The sequence below is a fragment of the Yimella radicis genome (assembly GCF_054778255.1).
Genome location: NZ_BAAGZR010000014.1, coordinates 1 through 526, shown reverse-complemented (window position 1 = coordinate 526; position 526 = coordinate 1). Strand labels below are relative to the sequence as shown.

At 57.4% G+C, this 526-nt stretch carries 1 rRNA gene; it reads left to right on the top strand.

The features are described from left to right. Window positions 1-97, top strand: a 16S ribosomal RNA gene (locus tag ACYU8W_RS11550); the annotation flags it as partial. Between the last annotated feature and the right edge of the window lie 429 nt (window positions 98-526).

The window sequence follows — 526 nt, the reverse complement described above, 5'->3', positions numbered from 1 at the left end:
ACCCTTGTGGGGGGAGCCGTCGAAGGTGGGATTGGCGATTGGGACTAAGTCGTAACAAGGTAGCCGTACCGGAAGGTGCGGCTGGATCACCTCCTTTCTAAGGAGCGACAGTGGCCTTTCATCACCGCGTGTGTGGTGGGGTCCTGCTCAAGGGTGGAACATCAATCATGGTGCCCGTGACCGGGTGGCCGTCTCGACCAAGTACGAACCGGTGGTTCGGCTGATGTGAGTGATCACGGATGCTGGGCTGGGGGTTGTGGAAAGGTGTTGGGGTGGTTGCTGGGTGTGGGGTGTCGGCACGTTGTTGGGTCCTGAAGAAACGATCTTCGGCGACTGGTACAGCTCCTTGGTGGGTTGTGGTGGTGGTTGGGGTTGTTTTTTCTGGGTTGGCAGGCCGTGCGCCGGCTGCACTGAATGATCTGGGCTTGTGGGTCTGGGTTGGTGTGGGTGGTGGTGGTGCTGTGTGTTGTTTGAGAATTGCATAGTGGACGCGAAGCATCTGTAGTGCTCTGTGAAGTTTTTTTGT